Annotated in this window: 19 protein-coding genes and 1 tRNA gene; 9 read left to right on the top strand and 11 right to left on the bottom strand. The window is 70.7% G+C overall.

Going from position 1 to position 23,058, the window contains the following annotated elements; translation table 11 throughout:
- Positions 1–130 precede the first annotated feature (130 nt).
- Together serS and RFN52_RS19820 are read left to right on the top strand one after the other, a co-directional pair.
- Positions 131–1,408: a serine--tRNA ligase gene (gene serS / locus RFN52_RS19815; RefSeq protein WP_033309842.1), complete on the top strand. Its 1,278-nt coding sequence runs from the start codon at positions 131–133 to the stop codon at positions 1,406–1,408.
- The gene (locus RFN52_RS19820; RefSeq protein ID WP_184847932.1) at positions 1,405–2,223 is read left to right on the top strand and encodes an HAD family hydrolase; all 819 of its coding nucleotides are present in this window, start codon (positions 1,405–1,407) and stop codon (positions 2,221–2,223) included. The genes serS and RFN52_RS19820 overlap by 4 nt, the downstream gene beginning before the upstream one ends.
- Before the next feature lie 58 nt (positions 2,224–2,281).
- On the opposite strand, the gene RFN52_RS19825 is transcribed toward RFN52_RS19820, so the two are convergent.
- From RFN52_RS19825 to RFN52_RS19850, 6 genes are all read right to left on the bottom strand, one after another.
- Positions 2,282–2,370: transfer RNA gene (locus tag RFN52_RS19825), tRNA-Ser, on the bottom strand.
- 283 nt (positions 2,371–2,653) lie between these two features.
- Positions 2,654–2,953 (bottom strand): SGM_3592 family protein, encoded by a 300-nt coding sequence (locus RFN52_RS19830; protein ID WP_184847933.1) that lies wholly within the window; start codon positions 2,951–2,953, stop codon positions 2,654–2,656.
- A 101-nt stretch (positions 2,954–3,054) separates the two neighbouring features.
- A complete protein-coding gene (locus RFN52_RS19835; protein ID WP_104779072.1) occupies positions 3,055–3,774 on the bottom strand; it encodes an ABC transporter permease in 720 nt (239 codons plus the stop codon).
- A 9-nt stretch (positions 3,775–3,783) separates the two neighbouring features.
- On the bottom strand, positions 3,784–4,695 hold the full coding sequence (locus RFN52_RS19840) for an ABC transporter ATP-binding protein (protein ID WP_184847934.1): 912 nt from the start codon (positions 4,693–4,695) through the stop codon (positions 3,784–3,786).
- Positions 4,692–5,609: an ABC transporter permease gene (locus tag RFN52_RS19845; protein WP_184847935.1), complete on the bottom strand. Its 918-nt coding sequence runs from the start codon at positions 5,607–5,609 to the stop codon at positions 4,692–4,694. The genes RFN52_RS19840 and RFN52_RS19845 overlap by 4 nt, the downstream gene beginning before the upstream one ends.
- Positions 5,599–6,567, bottom strand: coding sequence for an ABC transporter ATP-binding protein (locus RFN52_RS19850; protein ID WP_184853964.1), 969 nt, complete (start codon positions 6,565–6,567; stop codon positions 5,599–5,601). Before RFN52_RS19850 ends, RFN52_RS19845 begins: the two co-directional genes overlap by 11 nt.
- Positions 6,568–6,746: 179 nt before the next feature.
- Between RFN52_RS19850 and RFN52_RS19855 the strand changes: the two genes are divergently transcribed.
- The 4 genes from RFN52_RS19855 (at position 6,747) to RFN52_RS19870 (ending at position 11,183) form a co-directional block, all read left to right on the top strand.
- The gene (locus RFN52_RS19855) at positions 6,747–8,504 is read left to right on the top strand and encodes an SDR family oxidoreductase (protein WP_184847936.1); all 1,758 of its coding nucleotides are present in this window, start codon (positions 6,747–6,749) and stop codon (positions 8,502–8,504) included.
- 163 nt (positions 8,505–8,667) lie between these two features.
- On the top strand, positions 8,668–9,216 hold the full coding sequence (locus RFN52_RS19860; RefSeq protein ID WP_184847937.1) for an RNA 2'-phosphotransferase: 549 nt from the start codon (positions 8,668–8,670) through the stop codon (positions 9,214–9,216).
- Between the two features lie 83 nt (positions 9,217–9,299).
- Positions 9,300–10,202: an LLM class flavin-dependent oxidoreductase gene (locus RFN52_RS19865; RefSeq protein ID WP_107456521.1), complete on the top strand. Its 903-nt coding sequence runs from the start codon at positions 9,300–9,302 to the stop codon at positions 10,200–10,202.
- A 111-nt stretch (positions 10,203–10,313) separates the two neighbouring features.
- Entirely contained in the window at positions 10,314–11,183 is an 870-nt protein-coding gene (locus tag RFN52_RS19870) for a Cof-type HAD-IIB family hydrolase (protein ID WP_311241001.1), read from the top strand.
- A 19-nt stretch (positions 11,184–11,202) separates the two neighbouring features.
- Here the strand turns inward: RFN52_RS19870 and RFN52_RS19875 are convergent, their stop codons facing one another.
- The 4 genes from RFN52_RS19875 to RFN52_RS19890 form a co-directional block, all read right to left on the bottom strand.
- Positions 11,203–12,270, bottom strand: a complete 1,068-nt coding sequence (locus RFN52_RS19875; protein WP_184847938.1) for a M23 family metallopeptidase — start codon at positions 12,268–12,270, stop codon at positions 11,203–11,205.
- A 102-nt stretch (positions 12,271–12,372) separates the two neighbouring features.
- Positions 12,373–15,861: a thiol reductant ABC exporter subunit CydD gene (gene cydD / locus RFN52_RS19880; RefSeq protein WP_184847939.1), complete on the bottom strand. Its 3,489-nt coding sequence runs from the start codon at positions 15,859–15,861 to the stop codon at positions 12,373–12,375.
- A 12-nt stretch (positions 15,862–15,873) separates the two neighbouring features.
- Entirely contained in the window at positions 15,874–16,878 is a 1,005-nt protein-coding gene (cydB, locus tag RFN52_RS19885; RefSeq protein WP_184847940.1) for a cytochrome d ubiquinol oxidase subunit II, read from the bottom strand.
- A gap of 20 nt (positions 16,879–16,898) precedes the next feature.
- Positions 16,899–18,407: a cytochrome ubiquinol oxidase subunit I gene (locus RFN52_RS19890; protein ID WP_184847941.1), complete on the bottom strand. Its 1,509-nt coding sequence runs from the start codon at positions 18,405–18,407 to the stop codon at positions 16,899–16,901.
- 151 nt (positions 18,408–18,558) lie between these two features.
- On the opposite strand from RFN52_RS19890, the gene RFN52_RS19895 reads away from it, so the two are divergent.
- Entirely contained in the window at positions 18,559–18,945 is a 387-nt protein-coding gene (locus tag RFN52_RS19895; protein WP_184847942.1) for a cyclophilin-like fold protein, read from the top strand.
- Between the two features lie 22 nt (positions 18,946–18,967).
- On the opposite strand, the gene hisC is transcribed toward RFN52_RS19895, so the two are convergent.
- Entirely contained in the window at positions 18,968–20,047 is a 1,080-nt protein-coding gene (hisC, locus tag RFN52_RS19900; RefSeq protein WP_184847943.1) for a histidinol-phosphate transaminase, read from the bottom strand.
- Between the two features lie 431 nt (positions 20,048–20,478).
- Between hisC and RFN52_RS19905 the strand changes: the two genes are divergently transcribed.
- Positions 20,479–21,591: a LacI family DNA-binding transcriptional regulator gene (locus RFN52_RS19905; protein ID WP_161364716.1), complete on the top strand. Its 1,113-nt coding sequence runs from the start codon at positions 20,479–20,481 to the stop codon at positions 21,589–21,591.
- Between the two features lie 278 nt (positions 21,592–21,869).
- Positions 21,870–22,961: a metallophosphoesterase gene (locus RFN52_RS19910; RefSeq protein WP_268254253.1), complete on the top strand. Its 1,092-nt coding sequence runs from the start codon at positions 21,870–21,872 to the stop codon at positions 22,959–22,961.
- Positions 22,962–23,058: the final 97 nt, after the last annotated feature.

Genomic DNA, 23,058 nt, shown 5'->3' on the forward strand with positions numbered 1-23,058 from the left:
GTCGATGCCTCGCAACGGGGACGGTGGTCCGTTCTATTGACACTGCACGTAATTCACCCATAACGGTACGTATGCCGCACCAGGAATAGTGAGTAGTGGGCGGTCACCCCACACCGGTAGCCTTGGGCGCGTGATTGACCTTCGCCTGCTCCGTGAGGACCCCGACCGTGTGCGCGCATCGCAGCGCGCCCGTGGAGAGGACGTCGCCCTCGTCGACGCCCTCCTGTCTGCCGACGAGCGGCGCAGGTCGTCCGGCGTCCGCTTCGACGAGCTGCGCGCCGAGCAGAAGGCGCTCGGCAAGCTCATCCCCAAGGCGGCCGGTGACGAGAAGGCCGAGCTGCTGAAGAAGGCGGGCCAGCTCGCCGCCGACGTCAAGGCTGCCGACGCGGACCGCGACGCAGCCGCGACCGAGACCCAGGAACTGCTCCAGAGGCTCGGCAACCTCGTCCACCCGGACGTGCCCGTGGGCGGCGAGGAGGACTTCGTCACGCTCGAGACGCACGGCACGATCCGCGACTTCGCCGCCGAGGGTTTCGAGCCCAAGGACCACCTGGCGCTCGGCCAGATCCTCGGCGCGATCGACGTCGAGCGGGGGGCCAAGGTCTCCGGCTCGCGCTTCTACTTCCTGACGGGCGTGGGCGCCCTTCTGGAGCTGGCCCTGGTGAACGCGGCGATGGCGCAGGCCACCGCGGCCGGCTTCACCCCGATGCTGACCCCGGCGCTGGTGCGTCCCCAGTCCATGGCGGGCACGGGCTTCCTCGGCCAGGCCGCGCAGGACGTCTACCACCTCGCCGACGACGACCTCTACCTGGTCGGCACGTCCGAGGTGCCGCTCGCGGCGTACCACATGGACGAGATCCTCGACGCCGACCGCCTCCCCCTGCGCTACGCGGGCTTCTCGCCCTGTTTCCGCCGCGAGGCCGGCTCGCACGGCAAGGACACCCGGGGCATCTTCCGCGTGCACCAGTTCGACAAGGTCGAGATGTTCTCGTACGTCGCTCCCGAGGACTCGCAGGCCGAGCACCAGCGCCTGCTGGAGTGGGAGAAGCAGTGGCTGACTTCGCTGGAGCTGCCGTACCGCGTGATCGACGTGGCGAGCGCCGACCTCGGTGCCTCGGCCTCCCGCAAGTTCGACTGCGAGGCGTGGATCCCGACCCAGGGCAAGTACCGCGAGCTGACCTCGACGTCGGACTGCACCGAGTTCCAGTCCCGCCGTCTGTCGATCCGCGTCCGTGAGGGCAAGCAGGTCCGCCCGCTGGCCACGCTCAACGGCACGCTGTGCGCCGTCCCGCGCACGATCGTGGCGATCCTGGAGAACCACCAGCAGGCCGACGGTTCGGTGCGCGTGCCCGAGGTGCTGCGTCCGTACCTGGGCGGCCGGGAGGTCCTGGAGCCGGTGGCCAAGTGAGCGACACGGCTTCCCCGGGCGCCTTCCCGTACCGGCTCGTCGCCACCGATCTCGACGGGACGCTGCTGCGCTCCGACGACACGGTGTCGGAGCGCACCCGTGACGCGCTCGCCGCCGCCACGGCGGCGGGCGCAGCGCACATCGTCGTCACCGGCCGCGCCGTCCCGTGGACCCGGCACATCCTCGACGACCTCGGCTACCAGGGGCTGGCCGTCTGCGGCCAGGGCGCACAGGTCTACGACGCCGGCGCGCACCGCCTGCTGACGTCGGTGACGCTGGACCGGCAGCTCGCCGGGGTGGCGCTGGCCAAGATCGAGGCGGAGGTCGGCCCGCTCCACCTGGCGGCGAGCCGCGACGGCCTGGACGGTGAGGTGCTGGTGGGCCCGGGCTACGCGGTCCAGGGCACCCTGCCCGCCACGCCCTTCACGGACGCGTCCGACCTGTGGACCGCGCCGCTGAACAAGCTGTACATCCAGCACCCGACGCTGACGGACGACGAGCTCTGCGAGGTGGCGACGCGCACCGCCGGTGGTTTCGTCACCGTCACGATGGCCGGCGCGGGCATCGTCGAGCTCCTCCCTCTGGGTCTGTCCAAGGCGACGGGCCTGTCCCTGGCGGCCCGCCGGCTCGGGATGAAGGCGGCCGACACGATCGCCTTCGGCGACATGCCCAACGACATACCGATGTTCGCCTGGGCCTCCTACGGCGTCGCCATGGCGGACGCCCATGAGGAACTGAAGGCGGTGGCCGACGAGGTGACGTCCTCCCACGACGAGGACGGCATCGCGGTGGTGCTGGAGCGGTTGCTGGGCTGAGCCTCGGGCCCTCCGGGCCGGGGGTGAGGCTCGATGCTCAGGACTCGATGGTGCTCTGCGGAGGATGCACGGATCGAACGTGCGCGGGCCTTTTCGGGCCCGACCACGGTTTAGCAAACCGGTGCCTTACCACTCGGCCAATCCTCCGGGTGGGCGGCCTCACGCGAGGTGCGATTCGCGTGCTCGAAGCGGCCGCCCCGGGCAGCTCCCCGTATCGGGCGGGTTCCACGGAGGGGTAGCGACTACTCCGGATCCCGCCGCGGGCTGCCCTGAAGGGAGCTGGACGTACTGCCGTGCATGGACATCGTCCCGCTCCTCTCCCAGAACATGGGCCGGGCTTCTCGCCCGGCCGTGACGACATCCACTCTGCCCGCCGGGCGAATGGGGCGCCACCGATTAAATCGGCGGCCGGCCCGTGGTGGTGGTCCGGCTACTTCCTGCGCCATCTGCGCCGCCGGGACTTGCTGAAGAACCAGCCCGCGGGCGGCTCGTCGGAGCGCCAGGGCTGCGGCTCCGGTTCATCGCGCCGCCACTTGGCGGCGAGCATCCGGGCACGGGCGGACGGCTCGGAGGTCCCGGCGGAGCGTATGAAGTCCTCGTCCAGTACGACGCCGTCGAGGTCGTCCGGGGCTTCGCCCCGGGATCCCGGCCCGGCCCCGGGCCGGGCCCCGCTCCCCTGCTCGCCGATGGACTGTCCGCCGTCGTCGTACTGAGCCCTCTCGCCCGCCATCCCCGTCCTCCCAGCCGTCCAACTCCCGTTGTGTTTCCCCTACATCCCGTTCGCCCAGTGTGCCCGGACAGAGGTGAAGCCCCCGTCAAGGCCGGGGCACGTCACTCCTCGCCGGCGAGCGTCAGGGAGCGCAGCTTCTGTCCGGCGAACCAGGTGGCCAGCACCGTGACGGCCACCAGCAGTACCGTCGCCGTGGTCAGCCCCACGTCCGAGGAGACCAGGTCCCCGCCGGAGACCTTCTGGGCCACCGCCAGCGACCACTGCTGGACGCTCAGCGTGCGCGCACCGGGCACCAGGGAGCCGAACAGGGCCTCCCAGACCAGCGCGTAGACGAGACCGAACACCACCGCGTGCCGGGAGACCGTGCCGAGCAGCAGGAACAGGGCCGCGTAGGCGATGGAGGCGACCAGGGCGGCCACCGTGTAGGCGACGGCGACCTGCTGGCCGTTGCCGTTCAGGATGAAGCCGGCGATGAGCGTCGGCACCGCGGAGAACACCATGGTCACCGCGATGGCGACGATCAGCTTGGTGAAGATGATGGTCGGCCGCTTGATCGGCTTGGACAGCAGGTACACCACCGAGCCGTCGTCGATCTCCGGGCCGATCGCGCCGGTTCCGGCGATGACGCCGATGATCGGCACCATCGTGGCGAGGGCGAGTCCGCCCAGCAGGTCGGACGCCGTCTGGTCGTCCGCTCCGGCCAGTGCGCGCACCGCCACGGCGATCACGATCAGCAGCATGGGCAGGGCGCCCAGGATGAGGGCCCGGCGCCGGCCGAGCAGGGCCCGGTAGGTGAGCCGGGCGACTGTGGGGTCGTACATCAGGGCCTCCTACGCCGCGACCAGGTACGAGAACACGGACTCGAGGGACTCGTCGGACGGCGAGACCGCGAGCAGCCGGATGCCGTGGTCCCTGGCGACCTTCGGCAGAAGGGCCGTGAAGCGGCCGAAGTCGACGGCCTGGATGCGCAGCGCGCCCTCGGCGACGTCGACCTCGATGCCGGCCGTCGACGGGTCGGCGATCAGCGCGGCCGCGAGGGCGCGGTCGTCGCTGGAGCGCACCAGGTAGCGGTGCGGCCGGTCGGTCATCAGGCGGCGGATCTTGCGGAAGTCCCCGCTGGCGGCGTGCCGGCCGGCGACGACGACCTCGATGTGCCAGGCGAGTTGCTCGACCTCTTCGAGGATGTGGGACGAGAACAGGACCGTGCGGCCCTCGTCGCCCATGCGGCGCAGCAGGTCCATCAGCTGCATGCGCTGGCGCGGGTCCATGCCGTTGAACGGCTCGTCCAGCAGGAGCAGCGACGGGTCGTGGACGAGGGCGCTGGCCATCTTCACGCGCTGGCGCATGCCCTTGGAGTACGTCTGGATCTTGCGGTCCTGGGCGTACTCCATCTCGACCGTGGCGAGCGCCTTCTGGGCCGCCTTGGCGCCGAGGCCGTTCAGCTCGGCGTTGGCCAGGACGAACTCCTTGCCGGTGAGGAAGTCGTACATCGCTTCCCGCTCGGGGACGACGCCGATGTGCTTGTAGATCTGCTCGTTGCGCCACACGGCCTGGCCGTCGAGGGTGACGGTGCCGGTGGAAGGGGCCAGGAAGCCGCCCATCATGTTGATGAGGGTGGACTTGCCGGCGCCGTTGGGTCCGAGCAGGCCGGTGACGCCCGGGCCGATGGTCATGGTGATGTCGTTGACGGCGACCACGTTGCCGAACCAGCGGGAGACGTGGTCGATGTTGAGCGTGGTCACAGTCCCACCTTCTTGTAGCGGCGCATCAGGAGGCCGTAGCTCGCCGCGATGAGGCCCAGGGCGACGAGGACGTAGACGACGCCCTCGGCGGTGCTCGGGCCCACCCCGCTCGGGGAGGCGGACGTCGCGCCCAGGAACGCGGACTGCACACCGTCGACGATCGTGATCGGCGAGAACAGCCCGATCCACGGCACGGCGTCGCCGCTGCCCTGGGCGTCGGCGATGGCCTGGAGGGTGGAGACCGCGCCGTAGGTGATGGTCAGCACGGCGATCACGGCCGCGATGCCGAAGCCGCGGCGCGGGGTGAAGGACGCGATGACCAGGCCGATCCCGGCGAAGAGCAGTGAGAGCAGTGCCACGGAGACCAGTCCCTGTGCGAATCCCTTGGTCTGGTCGGCGAAGTCCAGCTTGGCCAGCAGCGCGCCCACGTAGAGCACGAGCAGGGGAGCGGCCGTGAGGACGAACAGCGCCGAGGCCAGCGCCGCGAACTTGGCGCGGACGTAGTCGGCGGTCTCGATGGGCCGCGAGAAGTACAGCGGAACGGTCTTGAAGCGCAGGTCCCGCGAGACGGACTGGGGTGCCTGCGAGGCGACGTACAGGCTGATGACCGCCTGCATGACGATCGCGTAGCGCGTGTAGTCCAGGGGCAGGGCGCTGGCCTTGGTGGCGACCGCGACGGCGACCATGATGGCCGCGGGCACGCACATCACCACGAAGAGCAGCATCGGCAGCACCTTGGACTTCACCGAGCGGCCGAGGCCGTAGGAGCCGCGCAGGGACTGCGAGTACAGGGAGCGGCGGGCGTAGGCGCGGCCGAGGCGCGGGCCGTCGTAGCTGCGGTAGCCGATGTTGTGGATGCGGGTCTGGTCGCCCGGGGCCGGGGCGGATGTCCCCGTGGAGTGCTCAACCGCCATGGCCGACCGCCTCCTTCCGCTGCTCGCGCTCGTCGCTGCTGGTGAAGACCTCGGAGATGTGGTGCCGGCGCTGCTCCATGCGCACCAGGCCGAGTCCGAGGTCGGCGATCACGTCCCGGACCACGTCGTACGTCTCCTCGCCCTGCGCGGTGAGCAGCAGGACGTGGCCGGCGCCCGGCAGGCCGCTGCCGTCCTCGACGGTCACTCCGCGCGCGTGCAGCGCCTCGCGGACCGCGCGGGTGCCGTCCGGGTGCTCGTCGGTGTCGGTGACCTCGATCGCGAGGGTCGTGGTGGTCTGTGTGAAGTCCGTGGTGGAGCTGGAGCGCAGGAGCTTTCCGCCGTCGACGACCACGACGTGGTCGCAGGTGCGCTCCAGTTCGCCGAGGAGGTGGGAGGTGACCAGGACCGAGATGCCGAAGTCGGTGTGGATGCGGCGGATCAGGCCGAGCATCTCGTCACGGCCGACCGGGTCGAGGCCGTTGGTCGGCTCGTCCAGGAAGACCAGCTGCGGGTCGTGGACGAGGGCCTGCGCGAGCTTGACGCGCTGCTTCATGCCGGTCGAGTAGCCGCCGATGGGGCGGTAGCGCTCCTCGTACAGCCCGACGTGGCGCAGGGTGTCGGCCGTGCGTTCGCGCGCGGCGGTGGGCGGCAGGCCGGACATGCGCGCCATGTGGACGACGAACTCGGTGGCCGAGACGTCCGGCGGCAGGCAGTCGTGCTCGGGCATGTAGCCGACCCGCTCGCGGATGGCGGCGCCCTTGGTGGCGACGTCGAGACCGAGCACTTCGGCGCGGCCCTCGGTGGCGGGGGACAGACCCAGCAGGATCTTGATCAGTGTGGACTTGCCGGCTCCGTTGGCTCCGACGAGTCCGGTCACACCGGGTCCGACGTCCACGGAGAGCCGGTCAAGCGCGGTCACCCGGGGGAACCGCTTGCTCAGGCTTTCGGTCGCGATCACAGTCACCCTTCGAAGGTAGGGGCCGTGTGCGTGGCGGTCGTCACTCCGCAGAGCTGTCTTGGGATCAGCCCTGAGTATTACGGGCCCCTAGGGGAGCTGGTTCTCAGGAGTTACCACACCCGGGGAGCCCCTGGGGAGCCCCTATTGACGAACTCTCTAACAACTGCCAGATTCGCGGGATGACGTTGCTGACGGGCGCGCGGGAGCGCTGGGTGCGGACCGGCGAAGTCGAGCTGTGCGTGGCCGAGATGGGGGATCCGGGACGGCCGACGGTCGTCCTGGTGCACGGCTACCCGGACAGCAAGGAGGTGTGGTCCGAGGTCGCCGGGCGGCTCGCCGGACGCTTCCACGTGGTGGCGTACGACGTCCGCGGCCACGGCCGGTCGACGGCGCCGCGGCCGCTGCGGGGCGGTTTCACGCTGGAGAAGCTGACGGGCGACTTCCTGGCCGTCGTGGACGCGGTGAGTCCGGACGCGCCGGTGCACCTGGTGGGGCACGACTGGGGCTCGGTGCAGGCCTGGGAGTTCACCACCGTCGAGCGCACGAAAGGCCGCATCGCCTCGTTCACCTCGATGTCCGGGCCGTCCCTCGACCACTTCGGCCACTGGATCGCCCGGCGTGTGAAGCGGCCCACCCCGCGCCGGGTCGGCCAGCTGCTCGGGCAGGGCGCCCGGTCCTGGTACGTGTATCTGCTGCACACGCCCGTGCTGCCCGAGCTCGCCTGGCGCGGCCCGCTCGGCACGCGCTGGCCGCGGGTGCTGGAGCGCGTCGAGAAGGTGCCCCGGGACGGCTACCCCACCGCGTCCCTGCCGTCGGACGCGGCCCGCGGGGCCTGGCTGTACCGGGACAACGTCCGGCCCCGGCTGCGCGCGCCACGCCCGGACGCGCACGCTCACGCGCCCGTGCGGGTCATCACGCCGCTGGAGGACCGGTTCCTCTCGGAGCGGCTCCACGATGAACTGGAGCAGTGGGTTCCGCAGCTGACCCGCAGGACGGTCCAGGCGGGGCACTGGATCCCGCGCACCCGCCCGGACCAGCTGGCCTCCTGGATCGACGAGTTCGTGACGTCCGTCGAGGGCGGCCGGTCCCCGGTGGTGGCGAGCGGCGAGCACGCCGAGCGGTTCGGCGGTCAGCTCGTGCTGGTCACCGGGGCGGGCAGCGGCATCGGGCGGGCGGCGACGCTCGCGTTCGCCGAGGCCGGAGCGCGCGTGGTGGCCGTCGACCGGAACGCGGAGGCGGCGGCCCGCACCGCCGAGCAGTCCCGCCTGCTGAGCGCCCCCGAAGCCTGGGCGGAGACGGTCGACGTCTCCGACGAGCAGGCCATGGAGAAGCTCGCCGAGAAGGTCACCACCGAGTACGGAGTGGTGGACGTCCTCGTCAACAACGCCGGGATCGGACTGTCCGGTTCCTTCTTCGACACCACGCCGGAGGACTGGAGGAAGGTCCTGGACGTCAACCTGTGGGGTGTCATCCACGGCTGCCGGCTCTTCGGCCGGCGGATGGCCGAGCGGGGGCAGGGCGGCCACATCGTCAACGTGGCGTCGGCCGCGGCGTATCTGCCGTCCCGGGCGCTGCCCGCCTACAGCACCTCCAAGGCGGCCGTGCTGATGCTCAGTGAATGCCTGCGGGCGGAGCTGGCAGGCCAGGGGATCGGCGTGACGGCGGTGTGTCCGGGGTTCGTCAACACGGCCATCACCTCGACGGCGCACTTCGCCGGAGTCGACGCCGGGGAGGAGAAGCGGCTGCAGAAGCGCGCCGCCCGTCTGTACGGACTGCGCAACTACCCGCCGGAGAAGGTGGCCCGTGCGATCCTGCGGGCGGTGACGCGCGACGAGGCGGTGGTGCCGGTGACACCGGAGGCGCGGGGTGCGCGCTGGCTGTCACGGTGGGCGCCGGGAGCACTGCGGGGCATCGCGCGACTGAAGCCGCCGGTGTGACGTGAGGCCCGCCCCTGCGAAATGAGGCCCAAAGCCCCTGCGGTGAAGGGAAGTTGTCCACAGAATCGCCAATTCCCCTGTGGATAACCATACTTGGCTGTGGATCAAACCTGCGAGGTGAAACTCGATCGCGTGATTCGCATCTCTCCCGCACCCTGGGGGAATGGACGAAAGACGCACCGTGAAGGTGTCGAAGTACCTGTCGAAGCATCTGCGCCACCAGCCCGAACGCATCGGGCTCACGCTCGACGAGGCCGGCTGGGTCGAGATCGACACGTTGATCGCCGCAGCCACCGCGCACGGCTTCCTATTCACCCGCGACGAACTGGACCATGTCGTCGCCACCAACGACAAGCGGCGCTTCGCCGTCGAAGGCACCCGGATCCGCGCCAGTCAGGGCCACAGCGTGGACGTCGACCTCGGGCTGGCATCGGCCACCCCGCCCGCGCACCTCTACCACGGCACCGTCGCCCGCACCCTGGATGCGATCCGGGCCGAGGGCCTCCGTCCGATGAACCGGCACGCCGTCCATCTCTCGTCCGACCGGGATACGGCGACCCGTGTCGGAGCCCGCCGGGGGCAGCCGGTCGTGCTCGGGGTGGACGCGTCCGCCATGCACGCCGACGGCCACGTCTTCCACGTCAGCGCCAACGGGGTGTGGCTCACCGAGGTCGTACCGCCGCGCTACCTGCGCTTTCCCGGCCCGCACTGACCGGGTGGTGTGACCAGACACTCAGGGTGACTGGTTTCACGTGAAACACGGGTGGCCCACCGGGCTCCCTTAGGCTCGATCCCATGAGTCTGCGCCTGAGCACCGTGATCCTCCCGTACCGCCGCTGGCACGAAGGCGGCCGCGCGGCCTGGACGCGCGCGGAGCAGCTCGGCTTCCACACCGCCTACACCTACGACCACCTGTCCTGGCGCACCTTCCGGGACGGCCCGTGGTTCGGCGCTGTGCCGACCCTCACGGCCGCCGCGGGCGTCACCGACCGGCTGCGGCTGGGCACCCTGGTGACCTCCCCGAACTTCCGGCACCCCGTGACGCTCGCCAAGGAGCTGATCTCCCTCGACGACATCTCCGGAGGGCGGGTCACCCTGGGCATCGGCGCGGGCGGCTCGGGCTTCGACGCCACCGCGCTCGGCCAGGAGCCGTGGACACCGCGCGAGCGCGCCGACCGCTTCGCCGAGTTCGTCCCGCTGCTCGACCGGCTGCTCAGCGAGGACGCCGTGTCCTACGAGGGTGACTTCTACTCCGCCCACGAGGCCCGGAACATCCCCGGCTGTGTGCAGCGGCCCCGGCTGCCGTTCGCGGTGGCCGCGACGGGTCCGCGGGGGATGCGGCTCGCCGCCCGGTTCGGCCAGGCGTGGGTGACCACCGGCGACCCGAAACTCTTCGAGAACGGCACTCCCGAACAGTCGATTCAGGCCATTCGCGGGCAGGCTGAGAGGCTCGACGACATCTGCGCCGAGGTCGGCCGGGACATGACCGGCCTCGACCGGGTCCTGCTCACCGGCTTCACACCGGACCGCAACGGCCCGCTGGAGTCCCTGAACGCGTTCGTGGACTTCGCCGGACGGCATGCGGAGCTGGGTTTCACGGAGATCGTGATCCACTGGCCGATCCCCGACTCGCCGTTCGCGGCGGAGGAGAAGGTCTTCGAGCAGATCGCGATGGAGGCGCCGGCGCAGCTGCGCTGAGCGTCGCCGGACCGGCCGGGGAACCTCTGGTCGGGGCGGTATCAGGGCGGTATCCACTCACCTGTGCGGAGCCCCGCACGCCCGTGCAGGCATGTGCGGGACAATGGCCGGGTGACCTCAGCGACCCGACAGCCCGAGACCGCGGCCAAGACCCTCCCGCCGCGACTGATCGCCACCGACCTCGACGGCACCCTGCTGCGCGACGACAAGTCGGTGTCCCCGCGTACGGTCGCCGCGCTGGCCGCCGCCGAGCAGGCGGGCATCGAGGTCTTCTTCGTCACGGGCCGCCCGGCCCGCTGGATGGACGTCGTCAGCGACCACGTGCACGGCCACGGCCTGGCCATCTGCGGCAACGGCGCCGCCGTGGTCGACCTGCACGGCGGCCCGGGCACCCACCGGTTCGTGAAGGTGCGGGAGCTGGCCCGGGAGAACGCCCTGGACGCCGTACGACTGCTGCGCGACGCGGCGCCGGGCACCGTGTACGCGGTGGAGCAGACGTACGGCTTCTACCAGGAGCCGGCATACCCGAAGCTGCACATGGAGATACCGGACAGCCTCGCCCCGGCCGAGGAACTGCTGGGCCCGGACCACCCGGCCGCCGCGGAGCCGGTACTGAAGATCCTCGCCTACCACCCCGAGATCGACCCCGACGCCTTCCTGACCCTGGCCCGCCTCGCCATCGGCGACCGTGCCAATGTCACCCGCTCCAGCCCCAGCGCCCTGCTCGAGATCAGCGGCCCGGGAGTGTCCAAGGCCAGCACCCTCGCCCTGTGCTGCGCCGAGCGCGGCATCTCGCACGAGCAGGTCGTCGCCTTCGGCGACATGCCGAACGACGTCGAGATGCTGACCTGGGCGGGCCGCTCGTACGCGATGGGCAACGCCCACCCGGACGTGATCGCCGCCGCCTCGGGCCGGACGGTCGCGAACAACGAGGACGGGGTGGCGGTCGTGATCGAGCAGTTGCTGGCGGAACTGCCGTAACCGCCGGGACCGGGGTGTCTCAGAGGGACACCCCGCGCTCCGCCAGCCACGACACCGGGTTCACCGCCGACCCCGTCTCCGGAGTGACCCGCGCCTCGAAGTGCAGGTGCGGCCCGGTGGAGTTGCCCGTGGTGCCCGACTGGCCGATCCACTGGCCTGGGCTGACGTGCTCCCCCTGGTCGACCGCAAGGGAAGCGAGGTGGGCGTACTGCGTGTAGTAGCCGCCCGCGTGTTTGAGCACGATCTCCATGCCGAAAGCTCCGCCGCAGGACACCTTCACCACCCGGCCCGCACCCACGGCCCGCACCGGCGTGCCGATCGGCACCGCGAAGTCCTGCCCCGTGTGGCGGCTGGACCACCGTGCACCGCCGCTGCCGTAGGACGCGGACAGTTCATACGTCTCGACCGGGGCCACCCACTCGCCGTCGGTGAACCCCGTCTCCGGCTGGTCGAGCCGGACGGCTCCACGGCACGCCCCGGCCGCGACCGCGGCGTCCGCCTCCCCTTGGAGCCGCGAGCGGGCCGTCTCCAGCTTCTGCTCGATGCCCGCCTTCAGCCCGGCGAGTTGCAGGTTGCGCTTCTCCAGCGCCTGCCACCGGTCCGCGGCCCTGGCCTCGTCCGCCGTCAGCCGTGCCTCGGCGCGCCGGTTCTTGGAGATCGCGTTGTTCACGGCGAGATGCGCCTGCGAGAAGGCGTGCTGACCTCGCATCAGGCCGTCGGGGCTGTCGGCGAGGATCATGTGCGCGGCCACCGGCAGGCCACCGCTGGTGCGGTACTGGGCCCGGGCGATCCGGCCCAGGTCCTCGTGCAGGGCGGCGATGTGCCGCCGCTGCGCGTCCAGGAGTTCCTCCGCCCGCAGTGCTTCGGCCCGCTGCCTCTCGGCCTCCTCGCGGCCGGCCTCGTACTGCTGTGTCGCCACCGCGGCCTCCTCGTACAGCCGCACCACCTCGGCGCTCGGGCCCGCCTCCGTGCCGGTCCCGGTTTCGCTCCCGGGTTCCTCGGGCGCCGCCGTCGGCCGGGCCGCGAGCACGGCCAGCGCGCACAGCAGGACCGGAACCACGAGCCGATGGCGGCGATATGAGCGCATGTCAGCGATCGTCACCCAGGACTGGGGGCCCGGTCCTGTTCACGTCGTACGGCTGGGGGACCGGCTGCGCCGAACGGCCCAGTGCGCACCGGCCCCGGCCCGCTACCGCGCTGCCGCCACCGACTCCGACGCCGCCTCCCGCCCGGCCATCTCCCGCAACGGCCCGTCCATCGCCAGCAGCTCCGCGTAGGAACCGCGCTGGACCACCTGTCCGCGGTCCAGCACGATCACCTCGTCGACCGCTTCGAGGCCCGCCAGCCGGTGCGTGATGAGCAGCGTCGTCCGGCCCTCGGTCGCGGCCAGCAGATCAGCGGTGAGCGCGTCGGCGGTCGGCAGATCGAGGTGCTCCGCGGGCTCGTCCAGCACCAGGACGGGGAAGTCGGCCAGGAGCGCCCGGGCCAGCGCCAGACGCTGCCGCTGGCCTCCCGACAGACGTGCCCCGTGCTCGCCCACGAGCGTGTCGAGGCCGTCGGGCAGACTGTCGGCCCAGTCCAGCAGCCGGGCGCGGCGCAGCGCGGCGCGCAGGTGGTCCTCGGTGGCGTCCTTCCTGGCGAGCAGCAGGTTCTCGCGCAGCGAGCTGTCGAAGAGATGCGCGTCCTGCGCACACAGCCCGACGAGCCCCCGTACGTCGTCACTGTGCAGCGCGTAGGCGTCCACGCCCGCCAGCACGTACGAACCGGCCTCCGCGTCGAGGAACCGCAGCAGCACCTGCGCCAGTGTGGTCTTGCCGGAGCCGGAGGGTCCGACCACGGCGATCCGGCGGCCCTCGCCGAGGGTCAGGTCGAGCCCGGCGAGCGCGTCCCGCTCCTGCCCGGCGTACCGGGCGGTGAGCCCTCTGAGCACGACCGGGAACGGTGAGGCGGGCGCCTCGCGGGGCCGCTCCGGCTCCGTCACGGGCTCCGGTGCGTCCAGCACCTCGTACACCCGCTCCGCGCTCCGCCGCACGCGCTGCCGGTACTGCACGGCCAGCGGCAGCCCGAGCACGGCCTCGAAGGCGGCGAGGGGGGTCAGGACGACGACGGCCATGGTCACGCCGTCCAGCCGTCCTGCGGCGACCGCCTGGGCCCCGGCCAGGGCGGCGGCCGTGACGGTCAGTCCGGAGACCAGCGCGGTGAGACCGTCCCCGAGGGCCGTGGCGGTGGCGGCGCGCGAGGCGATCCGGGTGAGCGCCCGGTCGGCCTCGCGGGCCTGGGCGGTCCGCGCGGGCAGGGCACCTGCGACGGTCAGCTCCGCGGTGCCGGTGAGCAGATCGGCCACCCGCGTCGCGAGCATCCCGCGGGCGGGCGCCAGCCGCTGCTCGGCCCGCCGGGCCACCGCGCCGGTGATCAGCGGCACGCCGACCCCCGCCGCCAGGAGCCCGGCCGCGAGCACGGCACCGGCCTCGGGCAGCAGCCATGCCGTGAAGCCGACCGACGCGGCCGACACGACGACGGCCGCCCCGGCCGGCAGCAGCCACCGCAGCCAGTAGTCCTGCAGCGCGTCCACGTCCGCGACCAGCCGGGAGAGCAGATCGCCCCGGCGGACCCGGCGCAGTCCGGCCGGCGCCAGCCGCTCCAGCCTGCGGAACACCGCGACCCGGGTGTCCGCCAGCATCCGCAGCACGGCGTCATGCGACACCAGCCGCTCGGCGTACCGGAACACGGCCCGCCCGATCCCGAACGCCCGCGTCGCGGTGACGGCCATCATCAGATAGAGCACGGGCGGCTGCTGCGAGGCCCGCGAGATCAGCCAGCCGGAGGTGGCCATGAGCCCCACGGCACTCCCCAGCGCGAGGCTCCCGAGCAGCAGCGCGAGTCCCAGCCGTCCGCGACGGGCACCGGACATGGCGCGGACGCGGGCGAGGACGCCGCCCGAAGCCGGCTGTCCGAGGGGCTCTGCCGGGGTGCGGGGCTCGACCTCGACAGGCCGCGTCACGGCGCCCCCGGCCACCGCGGACGCCACTGTCAAGGCGGCGGAGTTCTCGGGCTCCGCCAGCCGCACGACCCGGTCCGCGACCTCCAGCAGCGCCGGCCGGTGCACCACCAGCAGCACCGTCCGGCCGCCCGCGAGGCGCCGCACCGCCGCGACGACCTCGGCCTCGGTGGCCCCGTCCAGCGCCGCCGTCGGCTCGTCGAGCAGCAGCACGGGCCGGTCCGCGAGGAACGCCCTGGCCAGTGCGAGCCGCTGCCGCTGCCCGGCGGACAGCCCGGTGCCGTCCTCGCCGAGCACGGTGTCCACGCCCTCGGGCAACGCGTCGACGAACTCCAGCGCCCCGGCGTCCCGCAGCGCCTGCCGTACGGCGTCGTCGCCGGCGTCGGGCCGGGCCAACCGTACGTTCTCGGCGATCGTCCCGGCGTACAGATGCGGCCGCTGCGGTACCCACGCGATCCGGGAACGCCATGCCTCCAGGTCGGCACCGGCGAGATCGACTCCCCCGGCCCGCACCCGGCCCTCGTCAGGTCGCACGAACCCCAGCAGGACACTCAGCAGCGTCGACTTGCCGGCGCCGCTCGGCCCGACCAGCGCGACCGTCTCCCCGGGCTCGACGCTGAAGGTCATGTCCGAGACGGCGTCCGCCGACCGCCCCGGGTATCGGACGGTCACGCCCTCGAAGGACAGCGCGCCCTCCGGCACGGCCGTGGAACCGGACGCCGGGGCGGGCGTCTCCACGACCTCGAAGATCTCCTCGGCGGCGGCGAGCCCCTCGGCCGCCGCGTGGTACTGCGCCCCGACCTGCCGCAACGGCAGATACGCCTCGGGCGCGAGGATCAGGATGACGAGGCCGATGTACAGGTCCATCTCGCCGTGCACCAGCCGCATGCCGATCGTCACGGCGACCAGCGCCACCGAGATCGTCGCGAGCAGTTCCAGGGCGAAGGAGGAGATGAAGGCGATCCGCAGCGTCCGCATGGTCGCCCGCCGGTACTCGCCGGTGATGTGCCGGATCGACTCGGCCTGCGCCTTGGCCCGGCCGAAGACCTTCAGCGTCGGCAGCCCCGCGACGACGTCCAGGAAGTGCCCGGACAGCCGCGACAGCAGCTGCCACTGACGGTCCATCCGGGACTGGGTCGCCCAGCCGATGAGCACCATGAAGACCGGGATGAGCGGGAGGGTGCCGACGATGATGGCCGCGGAGACCCAGTCCTCGGTGACGATCCGCGCCAGCACCGCCACCGGCACGACCACCGCGAGACCCAACTGCGGCAGATACCGGGAGAAGTAGTCGTCGAGGGCGTCCACCCCCCGGGTGGCCAGGGCGACCAGCGAACCGGTCCGCTGCCCGCTCAGCCAGCCGGGCCCCAGGTCTGCGGCACGCTCCAGCAGCCGGCCCCGCAGCTCGGACTTCACGGCCGCGCTCGCCCGGTGCGCGGCGAGCTCGGTGAGCCATCCGACCAGCGCCCGGCCGACCGCGACCGCGGCCAACAGCAGCAGGGGAGTGCCGAGTTCGGACACCGCCATGCGGTGCTGGAACGCTCCGACCACCACCTCGGCGATGAGCATCGCCTGCGCGATGACCAGCCCCGCCCCTACGGCCCCCAGGGCCACGACCGCCACCAGGAAGACCCGGGTGGCACGGGCGTACCGAAGCAGACGCGGATCGATCGGTTTCACGTGAAACACACCTCAGTGCACGGTCTCGGCGATGTGCTGCGTGCCGATCCGCTTGCGGAACACCCAGTACGTCCAGCCCTGGTAGAGCAGGACGACCGGAGTGGCGATCCCGGCACACCAGGTCATGATCTTCAGTGTGTACGGGCTGGACGAGGCGTTGGTGACCGTCAGGCTCCAGTCCGGGTTCAGCGTCGACGGCATGACGTTCGGGAAGAGCGTCAGGAAGAGCATCGCCACCGTAGCCACGATGGTGAGACCCGACAGGGCGAACGCCCAGCCCTCACGCCCGGCCCGGGCCGCGGCCAGGGCCACGAGGAGCGACGCCACCGCCGCGACCATCGCCACCAGCGACGAACCGTCACCCCGGTCGGCCTGCGTCCACAGCAGGAAGGCGAGGGCCAGCAGGGCGGTCACCAGCCCGACGCGCAGCGCCAGCTTCCGCGCCCGCTCACGGATGTCCCCGACCGTCTTGAGGCCGACGAACACCGTCCCGTGGAAGGTGAACAGTGCCAGCGTGACCATGCCGCCGAGCAGTGCGTACGGGTTGAGCAGGTCCAGGACGCCGCCGGCGTAGTTGAAGTCCTGGTCGATCTTCACGCCCCGAACGATGTTCGCGAAGGCCACACCCCACAGGAACGCGGGCAGCAGCGAGGCCCAGAAGATCGCCGTCTCCCAGTTGCGCTGCCAGTTCTCCTCGGGCCGCTTCACGCGGTACTCGAAGGCGACGCCCCGGACGATCAGACAGACCAGGATGAGCAGCAGGGGCAGGTAGAAGCCGGAGAAGAGCGTGGCGTACCACTCGGGGAAGGCGGCGAAGGTCGCGCCGCCCGCCGAGAGCAGCCACACCTCGTTGCCGTCCCAGACGGGGCCGATGGTGTTGATCAGCACCCGCTTCTCGGGCCGGTTACGGGCGAGCAGCTTCGTGAGCACGCCGACCCCGAAGTCGAAGCCCTCCAGGAAGAAGTAGCCGGTCCACAGGACGGCGATCAGGACGAACCAGACGTCGTGCAGTTCCATGACTGTGCAGCTCCCTCGGCCTAGTACGAGAAGGCCATCGGCTTGTCGGCGTCACGGGGGTCGCCGCCGATCTTCGTGGGCGGGTTGAGGTCGGCCTCGGTGAGTTCCGGCGGGCCCGCCTTGACGTACTTGACCAGCAGCTTGACCTCGACGACGGCGAGGATCGCGTACAGCGTGGTGAAGACGACCATCGACGTGATGACCTCGGCCTGGGAGACACCGGGGGAGACCGCCTCACGCGTCTGGAACAGGCCGTAGACGACCCACGGCTGACGGCCCATCTCGGTGAAGATCCAGCCCCAGGAGCTGGCGATCAGCGGGAAGCCCAGGGTGAGGATCGCGATGCGCCAGTACCACTTGGTGAGGGTCGGGCCGAGCGCCTTCTTCGGCAGCAGCACCAGATGCGGCACCTCGTCGTCGCCCACCCTCAGGTGCTGCGGCAGCATGAACTTCTTGCGGGTCAGCCACAGCCCGGCCAGACCGATGGCGAACGACGTCATGCCGAAGCCGATCATCCACCGGAAGCCCCAGTAGGCGACGGGGATGTTGGGCCGGTAGTCACCGGGCCCGTACTTCTCCTGCTCGGCCTTGTTGACGTCGTTGATGCCGGGCACGTACGAGGTGAAGTCGTCCTTGGCGAGGAAGGAGAGCAGGCCGGGTATCTCGATGGCGACCTTGTTGTGGCCCTTGTCGACGTCGCCGACGGCGAAGACCGAGAAGGGAGCCGGCTTCTCGCCGTCCCACAGCGCCTCGGCCGCGGCCATCTTCATCGGCTGCTGCTGGTACATGATCTTGCCGAGCACGTCGCCGCTGATCGCGGTGAGGAGGCCGCCGATGACGACGGTGACCAGGCCCAGCCGCAGCGAGGTCTTCATCACGGGGACGTGCTTCTTGCGGACCAGGTGGAAGGCGGCGATGCCGACCATGAAGGCGCCACCGGTCAGGAAGGCCGCGGTGAGCGTGTGGAAGACCTGGGCCAGTGCGGTGTTCTGGGTCAGCACCAGCCAGAAGTCGGTGAGCTCGGCCCGGCCCTTCGCCTCGTTGATCCGGTAGCCGACCGGGTGCTGCATCCAGGAGTTGGCCGCGAGGATGAAATAGGCCGACAGGATCGTGCCGATCGAGACCATCCATATGCAGGCCAGGTGGATCTTCTTCGGCAGCTTGTCCCAGCCGAAGATCCACAGGCCGATGAAGGTCGACTCGAAGAAGAAGGCGATCAGGGCCTCGAAGGCCAGCGGCGCACCGAACACGTCACCGACGAAGCGCGAGTAGTCCGACCAGTTCATGCCGAACTGGAACTCCTGCACGATGCCGGTGACCACACCCATCGCGATGTTGATCAGGAAGAGCTTGCCCCAGAACTTCGTCGCCCGGAGGTACTTCTCCTTCTCCGTCCGCACCCACGCCGTCTGCAGACCGGCCGTGAGCGCGGCCAGCGAGATCGTCAGGGGGACGAACAGAAAGTGGTAGACGGTGGTGATGCCGAACTGCCATCGCGCCAGGGTCTCCGGCGCCAAAGCCAGGTCCACGTCGCCGCTCCTTACACTACGCTTGTGAAAGCGTTCACATTCACAAGCCATTATGCAGCACGGACTTTCGAGCCCTGGAGGGGGTCCCCTGTCGCGCCGGTCACAACCGGCCCCTTGGCCCGAACTTCAACATATTGTTGAATCGGGCAGCATGCAGACACCGCTACGGATACGGATCTCCTGGCCCGCGGGCCATCTCACGGCGTCGCTCGATGACACCCCGACGAGTCAGGCCCTCGCCAAAGCGCTGCCCCTCGTCTCGACAGCGCGCACGTGGGGTAAGGAGGTGTACTTCGACACAGGAGTGTCGGTTTCACGTGAAACAGGCGCGCGCGAGGTCGTCGAGCCGGGCACCGTCGCCTTCTGGACCGACGGCGGTGCCCTCGCTCTCCCCTACGGACCCACGCCGATCTCACAGGGCGACGAGTGCCGCCTCGCAAGCCCGTGCAATGTCCTCGGCCGTCTCGAAGGCGACCCCGGTCTGCTCGCGACAGTGCGGGACGGCGAACCCGTGCGCGTGGAACTGCTGGAAACCTGAATCCGGCTCTCGGAGACGACGGCTACAGCTCCTTGCGGAACCCTTCCGACACCTTCAGGAAGATGTCGTTCGCCTCGGCCTCCCCGATCGTCACCCGCACACCCTCACCCGGGAACGGCCGGATCACCACACCCGCCTGCTCACACGCCTGAGCGAACGCGACCGTGCGCTCCCCCAGCCGCAGCCACACGAAGTTGGCCTGGGTCTCGGGCACCGTCCAGCCCTGCGAGCGCAGCCCGTCGACCACGCGCGCGCGCTCGCACACCAGCGAGCCGACCCGGCCGAACAGTTCGTCCTCGGCCCGCATCGAGGCGATCGCCGCCTCCTGCGCGAGCTGGCTCACGCCGAACGGCACCGCCGTCTTGCGCAGCGCCGCGGCCACCGGTTCGTGGGCGATGGCGAATCCGACACGCAGGCCGGCGAGGCCGTACGCCTTGGAGAAGGTCCGCAGGACGCAGACGTTGGGCCGGTCGCGGTAGATCTCACAGCCGTCCGGCACCTCGGGGTCGCGGATGAACTCGCGGTAGGCCTCGTCGAGGACCACCAGCACATCGCTCGGGACCCGGTCCAGGAAACGCTCCAGCTCCGCCCGCCGCACCACCGTGCCCGTGGGGTTGTTGGGGTTGCAGACGAAGATCAGCCGCGTCCGGTCGGTGATCGCGTCGGCCATCGCGTCGAGGTCGTGCACATCCCCGGGCGTCAGCGGCACCTGTACCGACGTCGCGCCGCTGATCTGCGTGATGATCGGGTACGCCTCGAAGGACCGCCAGGCGTACATGACCTCGTCGCCGGGGCCTGCGGTGGCCTGGATCAGCTGCTGGGCGACGCCGACCGAACCGGTGCCGGTGGCCAGATGGGAGAGGGGCACCCCGAACCGCTCGGACAGCTCGTTCATCAGCCCCGTGCAGGCCATGTCCGGGTAGCGGTTGAAGTTGCCGGCCGCCGCCGTCACGCTCTCCATCACGCCCGGCAGCGGCGGATACGGGTTCTCGTTGGAGGACAGCTTGTAGGCCACCGGACCACCTGCCGCGGCGGGCTTGCCCGGCTTGTAGGTGGGGATCCCCTCCAGCTCGGCGCGCAGCTTGGGGCTCGTCTCGCTCACCGCAGTCCTCCTCGTGAAGACCGGCGGCCCATGACCGCCGCCGACATCCAATACTCCTCACCTTATGAGGATTCGGCGCCGCTGCGTATAGCAACGACCGAGCAGCGGGCCTTCGGCATCCCCTTCCCACCGGCATCAGGGGCATCACCGCACCAAGGCGTACGAATCCGGGGGCGCGCCTCACATATATCTACGCGCCGGTGGTGCACGCCGTGGCGCGCATCCCTCGTGAAGGTGAGTTGAGACCTCTTCGCAACATCGCCCACTTGGCAGGCCCGTACACGCCGACAAGACACGTACTGCCATGAGAACGCTCAACACCCTTGGTTTCCAAAGCAATTGTCAATAAATGATCATGCAGAAACGTGCCTGTCAACGCGTGCATATGCGTCCGCACTACCCCACCGCATGAGCCCTACTATCGGCTCGCCATGACAGCAGCAGGGAAGCACCAGGTGAGCCGCGCGGAAACCTCACGGCGAGGCAGCAGGCCCGGTCGGGCGGGCATCAGAGACGTGGCCGCCGCAGCCGGAGTCTCCATCACGACCGTCTCCGACGCCCTCAACGGCAAGGGCCGGCTCCCGGACGCCACCCGGCGCCATGTCCGCGAGGTCGCCGACCGGCTGGGCTATCGCCCCTCGGCCGCCGCCCGGACCCTCCGTACCGGCAAGTCGGGACTCATCGGCCTGACCGTGACCACGTACGGGGATGAACCGTTCACCTTCACGGAGTTCGCGTACTTCGCGGAGATGGCCCGGGCCGCCACCTCGGCCGCGCTCGCCCGCGGCTACGCCCTCGTCATCCTGCCCGCGACCTCCCGCCACGACGTGTGGTCGAACGTCGCCCTGGACGGCACCGTCGTCATCGACCCCTCCGACCAGGACCCGGTCGTCAGCGAACTCGTCCGGCAGGGTCTGCCGGTCGTCTCCGACGGCCGCCCTGCCGGCGCGCTGCCGGTCACCGCCTGGGTCGACAACGACCACGAGGCCGCCGTCCTCGGCATCCTGGACCACCTGGCCGACGCCGGCGCCCGCCGTATCGGCTTGCTGACCGGCACGTCGACGGACACGTACACCCACCTGTCGACCACCGCCTACCTGCGCTGGTGCGAGCGGGTGGGCCAGGATCCGGTGTACGAGGCCTACCCGGCGCACGATCCGTGCGCGGGAGCCGTGGCCGCCGACCGGCTCCTCGCCCGGCCCGACCGGCCCGACGCGGTGTACGGACTCTTCGACCCGAACGGCACCGACCTGCTCGCCGCGGCCCGCCGCTACGGCCTGCGCGTCCCGGACGACCTGCTGCTGGTCTGCTGCAGCGAGTCCACCGTGTACGCCAACACCGAGCCGCCGATCACCACGCTCTCCCTGAAGCCGCGCCGCATCGGCACGGCGGTGGTGCAGCTCCTCATCGACGCCATCGAGGGAGTGGAATCCGACCGGCCGGTGGAGCAGGTGATACCGACGGAGCTGATCGTGCGCACCTCGTCCCAGCGACGCTCGCCGCGCACGACGGTCAGCCCGCCGCGATCACCCGAGGAGACGTAGGTCCCGCTCGCGGGTAAAGGGAAGGTCGTACTCCTGGGGAGAAACCGGGCCGGTCCCCCGGAGAGAAGGGATCGTTCTCGCGAAGAGCAGCAGAGCGAGGACGGTCCCACGGTGGTCAAAGCCCGGCCCAATCGGGGCGAAAGCCGCGGTGAACTGGACTCTTGCTCTGATTCACCACCCCTGGGTCATCACATGGCGCGATCCGCATTCCTATGATGGGCCCACGACACCCGCGGGCCGCTACGACCAGGCAGTCCGATGCGGTGCAACGCGGCGCGATGGTGGAGGGGTCGATGACTCAGGGGGCCGGTCAGGGACCCGAGGTGGAGCGGACGGCGACGTTGCGCGACTTCCGGGTGCCCGCGTACGTCCACGAGACCGGTCCGTACGTCCACAGCGTCCACCCCGGTGACGTCGCCCCGCCGCCCGAGGAGGCCTACCCCGAGGGGTACACGCCGACCGAGCGCGACCTTCCCGTCATCAACCGGGGTGACACTGTCCAGGTGACCGTGGACCCCGAGACCGCCACCGCCCCGCAGGCCACCACCGGGCAGGGCCCGCTGTACGTCGTGGGTGACGTGCACGGCTACCTCGACCAGCTGGTGTCGGCCCTCCAGGAGAAGGGCCTGCTCGACGCCGCCGGGAACTGGTGCGCGGGCACCGCCCGGCTGTGGTTCCTCGGCGACTTCACCGACCGCGGGCCGGACGGCATCGGCGTCATCGATCTCGTGATGCGGCTGTCCGCCGAGGCCGCCGCGGCCGGCGGCTACTGCAAGGCGCTCATGGGCAACCACGAGCTGCTGCTGCTCGGCGCCAAGCGGTTCGGCGACACTCCCGTCAACTCCGGCGCGGGCACCGCCACCTTCCAGGCGGCGTGGCTCCTCAACGGCGGCCAGAAGACCGACATGGACCGCCTCCAGGACCATCACCTGCAGTGGATGTCGCGTCTTGACGCCATCGAGGAGGTCGACGGTCACCTGCTCGTCCACTCCGACACCACCGCCTATCTCGACTACGGCCGCTCCATCGAAGAGGTCAACGACACCGTCCGCGAGACGATCACCCGCAACGACGCGGACGAGGTCTGGGACCTGTTCCGCAAGTTCACCAAGCGGTTCTCCTTCCGCGACGAGGGCGGCGCGGACGCCGTGCGCTCCCTGCTCGATACGTACGGGGGCACCCGCATCGTTCACGGGCACAGCCCGATTCCGTATCTGCTGGGCGAGGTCGGCTCCGAGGAGGACGAGGACAACCGCGACCCCGTGATCGAGGGACCGCACGTCTACGCCGACGGACTCGCCATCGCGATGGATGGTGGCGTGACCATGGCCGGAAAGCTACTGGTCCAGCAACTGCCGCTGGATACGTGAACGTTCACCGGGCAGGCGTTCCCCTTCGGAGGACTGGGCCGGTGAGGGGTCAATTTCGGTAAACCCCCTGTCACCGCATACCGTCACCGCTCTACCA

Origin of the sequence: Streptomyces collinus, assembly GCF_031348265.1 — a bacterium.
GTDB lineage: Bacteria > Actinomycetota > Actinomycetes > Streptomycetales > Streptomycetaceae > Streptomyces > Streptomyces collinus.

Excerpts from the sequence above, each read along its gene's own strand:
- RFN52_RS19855 (WP_184847936.1), top strand. The coding sequence starts at position 6,747 with ATGACGTTGCTGACGGGCGCGCGGGAGCGCTGGGTGCGGACCGGCGAA.
- RFN52_RS19905 (WP_161364716.1), top strand. The coding sequence starts at position 20,479 with ATGACAGCAGCAGGGAAGCACCAGGTGAGCCGCGCGGAAACCTCACGG.
- RFN52_RS19860 (WP_184847937.1), top strand. The coding sequence starts at position 8,668 with ATGGACGAAAGACGCACCGTGAAGGTGTCGAAGTACCTGTCGAAGCAT.
- RFN52_RS19895 (WP_184847942.1), top strand. The coding sequence starts at position 18,559 with ATGCAGACACCGCTACGGATACGGATCTCCTGGCCCGCGGGCCATCTC.
- RFN52_RS19830 (WP_184847933.1), bottom strand. The coding sequence starts at position 2,953 with ATGGCGGGCGAGAGGGCTCAGTACGACGACGGCGGACAGTCCATCGGC.
- RFN52_RS19835 (WP_104779072.1), bottom strand. The coding sequence starts at position 3,774 with ATGTACGACCCCACAGTCGCCCGGCTCACCTACCGGGCCCTGCTCGGC.
- RFN52_RS19845 (WP_184847935.1), bottom strand. The coding sequence starts at position 5,609 with ATGGCGGTTGAGCACTCCACGGGGACATCCGCCCCGGCCCCGGGCGAC.
- RFN52_RS19865 (WP_107456521.1), top strand. The coding sequence starts at position 9,300 with ATGAGTCTGCGCCTGAGCACCGTGATCCTCCCGTACCGCCGCTGGCAC.
- cydB (WP_184847940.1), bottom strand. The coding sequence starts at position 16,878 with ATGGAACTGCACGACGTCTGGTTCGTCCTGATCGCCGTCCTGTGGACC.
- RFN52_RS19875 (WP_184847938.1), bottom strand. The coding sequence starts at position 12,270 with ATGCGCTCATATCGCCGCCATCGGCTCGTGGTTCCGGTCCTGCTGTGC.
- RFN52_RS19910 (WP_268254253.1), top strand. The coding sequence starts at position 21,870 with ATGGTGGAGGGGTCGATGACTCAGGGGGCCGGTCAGGGACCCGAGGTG.